The sequence below is a fragment of the Corynebacterium sp. p3-SID1056 genome, assembly GCF_025152525.1.
Classification (GTDB): Bacteria; Actinomycetota; Actinomycetes; order Mycobacteriales; family Mycobacteriaceae; genus Corynebacterium.
In genome coordinates this window covers 355,513-364,720 of the sequence record NZ_JALXXL010000002.1, presented here as the reverse complement: position 1 = coordinate 364,720, position 9,208 = coordinate 355,513, and the positions used below count along the sequence as shown (strand labels likewise).

11 protein-coding genes are annotated in these 9,208 nt (G+C 64.2%); 4 read left to right on the top strand and 7 right to left on the bottom strand.

Translation table 11 applies throughout. From position 1 onward, the window contains the following. Positions 1–117 precede the first annotated feature (117 nt). Genes M3G14_RS03465 through M3G14_RS03455 form a run of 3 tightly spaced genes read right to left on the bottom strand, consistent with a single transcriptional unit; the run spans position 118 to position 2,275 of the window. The gene (locus M3G14_RS03465; protein ID WP_259924669.1) at positions 118–1,080 is read right to left on the bottom strand and encodes a hypothetical protein; all 963 of its coding nucleotides are present in this window, start codon (positions 1,078–1,080) and stop codon (positions 118–120) included. After that, positions 1,077–1,904 (bottom strand): ABC transporter ATP-binding protein, encoded by an 828-nt coding sequence (locus M3G14_RS03460; protein ID WP_259924668.1) that lies wholly within the window; start codon positions 1,902–1,904, stop codon positions 1,077–1,079. The genes M3G14_RS03465 and M3G14_RS03460 overlap by 4 nt, the downstream gene beginning before the upstream one ends. Then, positions 1,901–2,275: a GntR family transcriptional regulator gene (locus tag M3G14_RS03455; RefSeq protein ID WP_259924667.1), complete on the bottom strand. Its 375-nt coding sequence runs from the start codon at positions 2,273–2,275 to the stop codon at positions 1,901–1,903. Before M3G14_RS03455 ends, M3G14_RS03460 begins: the two co-directional genes overlap by 4 nt. A 176-nt stretch (positions 2,276–2,451) precedes the next feature. Here M3G14_RS03455 and M3G14_RS03450 point away from each other — a divergent pair, with 176 nt between their 5' ends. After that, positions 2,452–3,555, top strand: a complete 1,104-nt coding sequence (locus M3G14_RS03450) for an NYN domain-containing protein (protein ID WP_259924663.1) — start codon at positions 2,452–2,454, stop codon at positions 3,553–3,555. On the opposite strand, the gene M3G14_RS03445 is transcribed toward M3G14_RS03450, so the two are convergent. Together M3G14_RS03445 and trxA are read right to left on the bottom strand one after the other, a co-directional pair. Continuing rightward, complete coding sequence (locus M3G14_RS03445; protein ID WP_259924660.1) at positions 3,552–4,322, bottom strand: PspA/IM30 family protein; 771 nt, start codon at positions 4,320–4,322, stop codon at positions 3,552–3,554. The genes M3G14_RS03450 and M3G14_RS03445 overlap by 4 nt on opposite strands. A 17-nt stretch (positions 4,323–4,339) precedes the next feature. After that, positions 4,340–4,705 (bottom strand): thioredoxin, encoded by a 366-nt coding sequence (gene trxA / locus M3G14_RS03440; protein ID WP_259924659.1) that lies wholly within the window; start codon positions 4,703–4,705, stop codon positions 4,340–4,342. Positions 4,706–4,825: 120 nt separating this feature from the next. Here trxA and M3G14_RS03435 point away from each other — a divergent pair, with 120 nt between their 5' ends. Genes M3G14_RS03435 through M3G14_RS03425 form a run of 3 tightly spaced genes read left to right on the top strand, consistent with a single transcriptional unit; the run spans position 4,826 to position 7,422 of the window. Further along, positions 4,826–5,038 (top strand): transporter, encoded by a 213-nt coding sequence (locus tag M3G14_RS03435; RefSeq protein ID WP_259924656.1) that lies wholly within the window; start codon positions 4,826–4,828, stop codon positions 5,036–5,038. A 51-nt stretch (positions 5,039–5,089) separates the two neighbouring features. After that, a complete protein-coding gene (locus tag M3G14_RS03430; protein WP_259924654.1) occupies positions 5,090–5,290 on the top strand; it encodes a heavy-metal-associated domain-containing protein in 201 nt (66 codons plus the stop codon). 2 nt (positions 5,291–5,292) lie between these two features. After that, positions 5,293–7,422, top strand: coding sequence for a cation-translocating P-type ATPase (locus M3G14_RS03425; protein WP_259924652.1), 2,130 nt, complete (start codon positions 5,293–5,295; stop codon positions 7,420–7,422). On the opposite strand, the gene M3G14_RS03420 is transcribed toward M3G14_RS03425, so the two are convergent. After that, the gene (locus M3G14_RS03420; protein WP_259924651.1) at positions 7,403–7,603 is read right to left on the bottom strand and encodes a hypothetical protein; all 201 of its coding nucleotides are present in this window, start codon (positions 7,601–7,603) and stop codon (positions 7,403–7,405) included. The genes M3G14_RS03425 and M3G14_RS03420 overlap by 20 nt on opposite strands. 96 nt (positions 7,604–7,699) lie before the next feature. Beyond that, entirely contained in the window at positions 7,700–9,169 is a 1,470-nt protein-coding gene (gene dnaB, locus M3G14_RS03415; protein WP_259924649.1) for a replicative DNA helicase, read from the bottom strand. Between the last annotated feature and the right edge of the window lie 39 nt (positions 9,170–9,208).

Here is a 9,208-nt window from a genome sequence, read left to right as displayed (position 1 = left end):
TCAGAGCCTGTCCGGCGGGGCGTTGTCGGTCTCGCTGACTCACATAAAGTTACACACACCCACACACCAACACAAATCCCCAGCACAACAGGCATATTTCGTGCTTGTTAACACGCGCTATTGAGACCGCTTCACGTTCACTGCGCCGAATAGGTACGGCACGAGTATGCACCCCGCGACGACCAGCAGGATTCCGCTGAGCCCATAGACCACTACTGCACTTGCGGGGTCAAACGTTTGCGCGTTGAGCATCTCCCGCCCAGATATCCAAGCAATGAGTACCGGGAAGAAGCTGGAGTTGGGCAACAACAGCTCCATAGCCTTTGCCGCGAGCAGGGCAGCTACTCCGGCGATCGCAAAGAGGGCGAATGGAGAACGGGGCAGCGTGGCGTCGATAAGCAGCGCAGCGAGTGCACCAGTCACTGCAATCAAGGCTTGAGAAACGACCACTTTCAGCACAAGGGTGCCTGCCCACCGCTTGCGCGTTCGCCCATAGGCCTGGGCAACAGCGGCCGATGTAAGTCCGTCGCTAGCCGCCCAAGTCCAGTACGCGAGTAGCGGGATTGCTGGCACGATGGCCGCCAGCCATTCGGGCCCCATTTGCGCACACAGTCCGTAGAGCACCCCGGCGAGCGCTCCGGTAAGCACAGCAACGATCTCGAGCTTTCCTGGGAGATAGAGCCGCCCAATAGTCTCGCGGCCCCCGGTCCCCTCCTCGTGTAGGCAGGTCGCGAGAAAGAACACAGCGCCCAGCAGCGCACCAACAGCCGAGCTCAACGGCGACGCCACTTGCGCAAACGCGCCAGTGACCAGCAGCGCAACCGGGACAACCACCAGAAGCATGTGCTGGCGGGCACGTGCGCGATTCATGCCGTAGGCGCGGAACACTTTCGGCTCGGGTATGAGCAGGTTGGTCACCGTCACGCAGCACAGAAGCGACCCAAGCCACGCCCACCAATCTGTAAACGCGAAGACAAGATAGAACAGCGGGATCACCGGGAGCTGCAGGAAGCGCAAGCCCGGGCCGGCCTTGAATTGGAACCACAGGAAGTCTCGATCGAGGTGCGTCATCGGGTTCACTGCTGCACCTCCAGCACTGCCTCGAGCACGTCGCCGAGGTCCGCGGCCTGAACGCGTGGTCCCAGCGCGGTGGCGGTTTCGGCGGGGAGGATGGCGCGGGTGCCGGTGGCGGAGCGTCGATAAGCGAGGGCCCCGGCGGGCTCGTCGAAGTTGCCGGTGGCGACGACGTAGCCGTCGGCATCTTCCGCGCGCAAATGCTTGTCGACGCTCCCCTGCCGCCCCAGCACGAGCGCCGAGTCCAGGATCTTGGCGGCGTCATCGATGTGGTGAGTCGCCATGATGATTACGCGCTCGGACTCAGCGTGCTCGAGGAGGTGGCGGTAGAAGACGGAGGTGTTGTGGACGTCAAGGCCGACGTAGGGCTCGTCGAGAAGTGTGAGTTCTGCGCCCGATGCAAGCCCGATGACGATGCCAACCATTGCCCGCTGGCCTCGGGAGGCCTTTCCAAATGCAGTGTGCGCTTGACCGTCGAGCCCGAAGTCCTGCATGAGCGCGTCAGCGGTCTCCTGCGACCAATTGGGGTAGCGCTTCGCGGCACCTTCGATGACGTCCTTGATCGCCCACGAGGCGGGGTACGGCGTGTCCACGCCGGTGAAGCAAATGCGGTCCATCACGCTGGCTCGGTCGAAGGGTTGCTTGCCGAAGACGGTGAGCTCGCCGCCGGAAGGCTTGAGCTGGCCCGCGATCAGCGCGAGCAGCGTGGATTTTCCGACGCCATTGCGGCCGAGCAGCGCGTGGATACCAGAACCAGGAAGCTCGAAGGAGATGTCAGTGAGGACTTCGCGCGCTCCGAAGTCCTTTTGCAGGCCATGTGCGTGAATCATTGATACATTCCTCTACTTTCAGCAACGCGGTCGATGAGGGTGTGCAGGGTGGCGCGGTCGTAGCCGAGGCGGACGGCTTCGTCGATCGCGGGGGCGAGGTAGTCGCCGGCGTAGCGTTCGCGGCGCGCGTTCACCGCCCGCTCCCGCGCCTCGGGGGTGACGAACATGCCGAGTCCGCGGCGCTTTTCCAAGATGCCCGCGTCCACGAGAATCCCGAGCCCTTTGCGAGCGGTGGCCGGGTTGATCTCGTGGAAGGCGGCGAGCTCGTTGGTCGAGGGCGCGCGCTCGCCGGGCGCGAGCGTGCCGTCGACAACCAAGTCCTCCACCAGGCGGGCCACCTGCACGAAGAGCGGCTCTGTATCGGCATTCATTGCGTTACCCCTGCATACTTACGTGGGTTAGTTAGTTACTCGAGTAACTAACAGGCTAACCAAGCTATGGAGTGAGCGCAAGGTTCGCGTAAAAGAGGTAGACCTCGCACGCCGATTCAGGCACACTGGGGAGGTAAACAACCTTTAGCAACGAACGAATCGGAATTTTTGGAGCCATGCTTGAACGCACATTGGTATTTGTCGACACGTCTTACCTGCTCGCGAGCTTTTATAACTCGTGGGAGATCGGCGCACGATCCCAGTTAGAAATTGATTTGCCCGAGGTCGTCGCAAGCCTCGGCACGATGATCTGCCAGCAACTCAACCAACCTATTCACCGCCAGTTCTGGTACGACGGCATCCCAGATTCGGGCCCGCACCGCTACCAGCGCGCGCTGCGCACCTGCGACGGCGTGCAGCTGCGTACAGGCCAGCTCATCGAGTGGGGCGATCGCCGCACACAGAAGGGCGTGGACACCCGCCTCGTCGCGGACCTGGTGGTCAACGCGACCCGCGGCCAGTTCACGGACTTCGTCCTCGTCTCCGGCGACGCGGACATGATCCCCGGCGTCGAGGAGGCCACCGCCAGCGGCGTGCGCGTCCACCTCTACGGCTTCGGTTGGGATTCCATGTCCTCGGCCCTGCGCCACGCCTGCGACACCACGACGATCCTGGATCCACGCGAGGACTTCGCCGACGCCATGCAACTCCAGGTGCTCGAGGGCCCGCTGCCCCCGTCGATCCGCGAGCGCCCGCTTGCCGACGCGGTGCCGCTGGACGAAGCCGAAGGCCCCTCCCCCGTCCCGCTCGGCCCAGACCCACTGGCCCCAGAAGAGCCCACGGAGGATCCCACGGAGGAACCGGAGGCAGAAGCGCAGGAACCGGAAGAAGCGCCGAAACCTGCACCGTCGGTCGAGGAACCGGAGGATGCACCAAAGCCGGCACCGAAGCCTTCCATGATGGCGCCGCGCCGGAAGCTGCGCTCCCGCTACGTGCCGCTGCCGGAAGAGGTGTGGACCTCTGCCGGCTTCCAGACCCCCTACGACGTTGGGCAGCAGTACGCGGCGTGGTGGTACGACAATGCCGCCTCCTCGGAGCAGCGCGACAAGGCGCACATGCTCTCTGGCGGCGGGCTGCCGCCGGAGATCGACCGCCCGCTTCTGCAGTTCGCATGCGAGACGCTGCATGAATACACCCTGAGTGAAACCCAGCGCGTGAATCTCCGCGACGGGTTCCACTCAGGAATTCGGGGCGTGCTGATCAATATCAGCCGCGGCTAGCTCTCCTCTTCAGCCCCTGGGGCCTCAATAGCCTCCGGGGCCTTCTCGGCATCGAGCGAGGCGCGGATCTCGTCGAGCTTGCTGGCCGCCTTGATATCGGTGCCGCTGGTCTCAATCTCCGCCATCCGGTCGCCCAGCGAATCCTTGGCCAGCTCCTGGGCACCGAGGGCGGTGGCGTAGCGCTTTTCAATCTTGTCGCGCACGCCATCCAGGGTCGGCACATTGTCATCCGCGCCGAACTGGTTGATGGAGTCCATCGTCTTCGCGGACTGCTCCTGCATGTTCGCCTGGTTGATTTGCGACTCAAGCTGCTGAGCCTGCTGCGTCTGCTCGTTCAGGCGCGCCTCGGACTGCTGCAGCTGCGCCTGCGCTTCCTTTGCGGCCTGCTCCGCCCCGGCGTGGGCCTGCTTGGTCTGCTCCAGGTCCTGCTCGACCGCCACGAGCTGGGAGGCCAGCACCTCGGCGGTGTTGTTGTACTCCTGCGCCTTTGCCGCATCCCCCTCCGCGTTCGCCTTGTCGGCGGCCTGGAGCGCGACACGCATCTTGTTCTGGAGCTCTTCCTGGGACTTGATCAGGCGTTCGAGCTTCATCTCGAGCTGATTGCGGTTGCCGACGATCGCGGCCGCATGCTCGGCGATGTCGCGGTGATTCTTCCGCGCCTGCTCCATCGCCTGCTGGAGTTGCACCTTCGGGTCAGCGTTCTCGTCAATCTTCGAATCGAACGACTGCATGAGGTACTTCCAGCCCTTGGAAAATGGGTTCGCCATGGTGCTGTCCTTTCGGTCTACTCGCCCTGCTGCTGCGCGATTTGGGCGCGCACCTCGTCCATATTCAGCGCCTTAACCTGACCGATAAGGTCGTCGAAAGCGGCCGGCGGCAGGGCACCCGCCTGACGGAAGACCAGGATACCGTCCCGGAAGGCCATGAGCGTCGGGATGGAAGAAATCTCTAGCGCCGCCGCCAGCTGCTGGTTCGCTTCGGTGTCCAGCTTGGCAAAGGTCACGTCCGGGTGCGCCTCGGAGGCCTTTTCAAAAGTCGGCGCGAATTGGCGGCACGGACCGCACCACGCGGCCCACGCGTCGACGAAGACGATGCCGTCGGCGCTGACGGTCGAATCGAAGGTGTCTTCCGTGACATCAATGGTGCTCATAGCGTCGCTCCTTTAGCGGTTTGTTAACGTTGCTTCCGTTGCAACACTAACAAGCGCGGCTGCATTCCTGGGCGCGTTCCCGGGCAGTTGCCCGAAGCTTCAACGAGGGACAACAAAGGCATGACGAAGAACTACAAGATTTCCGGCGAGTCGAGCGAGGTCGCGGTGGACTCGCTTATCGACGAGGTGCGGATGGTCGACGGCACCTTCGACGTCGAAATCGACGTGGCAGAGGGCCGCATGACCGTCACGGGGGAGAACTTCAGCGACGCGGATATTGAAAAGGCTGCGCAGACGGCCGGCTTCCGCATCCTTTCGCCAGATACCCCCTAGGGGTATAGTCGCGGGTGTAAGCAAGGCGTCTACAGAAAGGACACGCGCACCATGACTACCCGCGAATACACCGTCGAAGGCATGACCTGCGGCCACTGCGAGCTCAGCGTCAAGGAGGAGATCGGCGAGCTGGACGGCGTCACTGCCGTCACCGCCGACCACACCACGGGCGCTGTCACCGTCACCGGTGAGGGCATCGCTGACGCCGACGTAGCCAAGGCGGTCGCCGAAGCCGGCTACACCCTGAAGTAGCCATGAGCACCCACGTCGACCTGGGCGTGACCGGCATGACCTGCACGTCATGCTCCTCGCGCGTCCAACGCAAACTCAACAAGCTCGACAACGTCACCGCGGCGGTCAACTACTCCACCGAGACCGCCGCCGTGGAGTACGACCCTGCCAGCACCACGCCCGAGCAGCTTATCGACGTCGTGCGCGCCGCAGGCTACGACGCCTTCGTCATGGGAGAAACCCAGGACGAGGGGGCGTCGTCGATAAGCGAGGCCCGCGACGAGGAGGCCGAGAAACTCAAGACCACCACGATCTGGGCGGCGCTGGTGAGCCTGCCGGTGATGCTCGTGTCGATGGTGCACTCGCTGCAGTTTCCAAACTGGGAGTGGGCCGCGCTCGCCGCGACCACGCTGGTCTATTTTGCCGCCGGCTCCGTCTTTCACCGCGCCACGCTGGTAAACCTGCGCCACGGCGCAATGACGATGGATACGCTCATCTCGCTGGGCACTACCGCGGCGTACGTGTGGTCTATCGTCGCGCTATTCGTGTGGGAAAACGCGGCGGATATCTACCTCGAGACCGTCTGCGTCGTCATCACCTTTTTGCTGCTTGGCCGCTGGTTTGAGACCCGGGCGAAGGGGCAAAGTTCGGCCGCGCTGCGCGAGCTTTTACAGATGGGGGCAAAGGACGCGAGCGTGCTGCGCGGCGGCGAGGAAGTTCGCGTGCCCATCGCCGAGGTGCAAGTTGGCGACAGGTTCGTCGTCCGTCCCGGCGAGAAGGTCGCGACGGACGGGCGCGTCGTCTCGGGTCACTCGGCGCTCGATGCCTCGATGCTCACTGGGGAATCCGTCCCCGTGGAAGTGGGCGAAGGCGACGCGGTCACCGGCGCGACGCTGAACACCTCCGGCAGGCTTGTCGTGGAGGCGACCCGCGTGGGCGCAGACACCACGCTCGCGCAGATGGGCGAGCTGGTCAAGGACGCGCAATCCGGCAAGGCACCAGTGGAGCGGCTGGTGGATAGGATCTCGCGGGTCTTCGTCCCCACCGTCATCGCGATCGCGCTCGTGGCATTGGTCGGTCACCTGCTCGTCGGCCACGGCATCAGCGACGCGTTCCGCGCGGCAGTCGCCGTGCTGATCATCGCGTGCCCCTGCGCGCTCGGGTTGGCCACCCCCACCGCGATCCTGGTGGGCACGGGCCGCGGCGCGCAGCTGGGGCTGTTGATCAAGGGCCCCGAGGTCCTCGAGTCGACCCGGCAGGCAGACACCGTCGTGATGGACAAAACCGGCACCGTGACCAGCGGCGAGATGGAAGTGGTCAGCGCCACCGATACTGCAGCGCTGCGGCTCGCCGCCGCGGTGGAGGCGGGCTCCGAGCACCCCATCGCGCGCGCAATCGTGCGCGCCGCGCCAGATGATCTGCCTGAGGCCACCGACTTTGCCAACGAGCCGGGCCGGGGCGCGTCGGCCACCGTCGAGGGAAAACGAATCAGGGTTGGCCGTCCAACAGACACGACTGAGGCATTCCGCGAGGCCGAACGCACCGGCGCAACTCCGGTGGCCGTCGAGGTCGATGGACAAAGTATCGGGATGATCGCCGTACGGGATAGCGTCAAGCCGGATTCCGCGCGGGCCGTCGCAAAGCTGCGCGAGCTAGGGCTTACCCCGCACCTGCTCACAGGGGATAACGCCGGCGCTGCTGCGGTGGTGGCAGAGGAGGTCGGCATCGACCCGGCGCACGTGACAGCCGGTGTGCTGCCCGAGGACAAAGTGAACGTGGTGCGTGCGCTGCAGGAAAAGGGGCACCGCGTCGCGATGGTCGGCGACGGCGTGAACGACGCCGCCGCGCTCGCCCAGGCAGACCTCGGTTTGGCAATGGGGGCGGGCACCGACGTGGCCATTGAGGCCGCCGACATCACGCTGATGCACAACTCGCTAATGTCCGCGGCAGACGCCATCCGCCTGTCGCGACGAACGCTGCGCACGATCAAGGGCAACCTGTTCTGGGCCTTCGCCTACAACGTGGTTCTCGTGCCGGTGGCGGCGCTGGGACTCCTCAACCCGATGCTCGCGGGCATCGCGATGGCGTTCTCCTCGGTGTTTGTGGTGAGTAACTCGCTGCGCCTGCGCGGGTTTAGAGCCGCGCGCGGCTAAAGATACGCCCGAGCAGGCCGCGCACGCCCTGCTCCTCGGTGGCCTGATCAATGGCGTCGATGCTGCGCGGCAGGTTGTACAGCCGCGTGGCGTCGCCCGCCTTGGCCACGGTGATGGAGGGGTCAAGTTTCGCCATGGTGCCCGCGCAAGCCCCATCGGCGTGGATGGATCGAATAGTCATGGCGCTTCCCTTTCCTTTCAATACCGGTGATGTGCGCTAGTACCTCAAGAATGGTAGCCCCAAAACCGCAGGCTGTCACCGTTGGAAAGGCAAACCTTACCCGTGCGCCATGTTGACGAAGCGGGAGTAGTGCAGCTGGTGCGCCACCGGAATCGTGTCGATGGGACCGCCGCGGTGCTTCGCCACGATGATGTCAGCCTCGCCCGCACGCTCGTCGTCCCGGTCCTGCGAGTCCGGACGGTACAGCAGGAAGACCATGTCCGCGTCCTGCTCCAGCGAGCCAGATTCACGCAGGTCGGCGAGCTGCGGCTTCTTGTCGGTACGCGCTTCCGGGCCACGGTTGAGCTGCGAGATTGCGATCACCGGCACCTCCAACTCCTTTGCCAAAAGCTTCAGATGGCGGGAAAACTCCGAGACCTCCTGCTGGCGCGACTCAACTTTTTTACCCGAACTCATCAGCTGCAGGTAGTCCAGCACCACCAGGTCCAGGCCGTGCTGCTGCTTGAGCTTGCGTGCCTTGGACCGGATTTCCATCATGGTGAGGTTCGGCGAATCGTCGATAAACAGCGGGGCGTCCTGGATCTCATTGAGACGCTGGGTGAGCTTCTCCCAGTCGCGCTCCTCCATATTGCCCGAGCGCATGGCCGACAGTTTGATCTCCGTTTCCGCCGAAAGCATGCGCATGATGATCTCGGAGGCACTCATCTCGAGCGAGAAGATGACCGAGGTCTTGCCGTGCTGGATGGAGCAGGAGCGCATGAAATCGAGGGCAAGCGTGGACTTACCCACGCCCGGACGCGCCGCGACGATGACCATCTGCCCGGCGTGCAGGCCGTTGGTCAGGTTATCTAGGTCTGTAAAACCGGTTGGCACACCCTGCTCGAGGCCGCCGCCCGCGGCGATCTGCGTGAGTTCGTCGATAGTGGGTTTGAGCAGGTCGGAGAGCACCTTGTAGTCCTCGCCGCCGCCGTTGCGCGCGATATTGAAAACCTCTTGCTGCGCGCGGTCGACCAGCGCTTCGACCTCCATCCCCTCGGCACCCTCGTAGCCGTATTGCACGACGCGGGTACCCGCGTTGACGAGCTGTCGCAACAGCGACTTTTCCTCCACGATTTCCGCGTAGTAGCGGGCGTTTGCCGACGTCGGCACCTCGGAAATCAGCGTATGCAGGTACGGAGCCCCGCCCACCCGCTCCAGCTGGTTCAGGCGGTCGAGACGACCGGCGACGATGAGCACGTCGATCTGGCTGCCGTCCGCGAAGAGGTCCAGGATTGCCTGGTAGATCAGCTGGTGGGAGGGGAAGTAGAAGTCCTCCGGCTGGAGGCTCTCGACCACATCCAGGACGACTTCCTGGTTCAGCAGCATCGCGCCGAGCACGGAGCGCTCCGCGCGCTCGTCGTGCGGGGGCTGCCGATATTCCTGCAGATCGCCTCGCGCTTGGCTGAAGTTGGACTTGCCGGGTTTCCGCGTGTTTGCTGCGTAGTCCCCAAAGTCGTCGAAGTCGTCCCGCGGCTCCGGCGGTAGGACGTAGTCATCATCAAACCCGTCGAGTGCGTCTCCAGCCATGTGCACTAGCGTACCCCGCCGCACCACCTACCGGAAGTT

What these genes read in the sequence shown, in the direction of transcription:
- M3G14_RS03460 (WP_259924668.1), bottom strand. Translation starts at nt 1,904, where the DNA reads ATGATTCACGCACATGGCCTGCAAAAGGACTTCGGAGCGCGCGAAGTC.
- M3G14_RS03455 (WP_259924667.1), bottom strand. Translation starts at nt 2,275, where the DNA reads ATGAATGCCGATACAGAGCCGCTCTTCGTGCAGGTGGCCCGCCTGGTG.
- M3G14_RS03450 (WP_259924663.1), top strand. Translation starts at nt 2,452, where the DNA reads ATGCTTGAACGCACATTGGTATTTGTCGACACGTCTTACCTGCTCGCG.
- M3G14_RS03445 (WP_259924660.1), bottom strand. Translation starts at nt 4,322, where the DNA reads ATGGCGAACCCATTTTCCAAGGGCTGGAAGTACCTCATGCAGTCGTTC.
- trxA (WP_259924659.1), bottom strand. Translation starts at nt 4,705, where the DNA reads ATGAGCACCATTGATGTCACGGAAGACACCTTCGATTCGACCGTCAGC.
- M3G14_RS03435 (WP_259924656.1), top strand. Translation starts at nt 4,826, where the DNA reads ATGACGAAGAACTACAAGATTTCCGGCGAGTCGAGCGAGGTCGCGGTG.
- M3G14_RS03430 (WP_259924654.1), top strand. Translation starts at nt 5,090, where the DNA reads ATGACTACCCGCGAATACACCGTCGAAGGCATGACCTGCGGCCACTGC.
- M3G14_RS03425 (WP_259924652.1), top strand. Translation starts at nt 5,293, where the DNA reads ATGAGCACCCACGTCGACCTGGGCGTGACCGGCATGACCTGCACGTCA.
- M3G14_RS03420 (WP_259924651.1), bottom strand. Translation starts at nt 7,603, where the DNA reads ATGACTATTCGATCCATCCACGCCGATGGGGCTTGCGCGGGCACCATG.
- dnaB (WP_259924649.1), bottom strand. Translation starts at nt 9,169, where the DNA reads ATGGCTGGAGACGCACTCGACGGGTTTGATGATGACTACGTCCTACCG.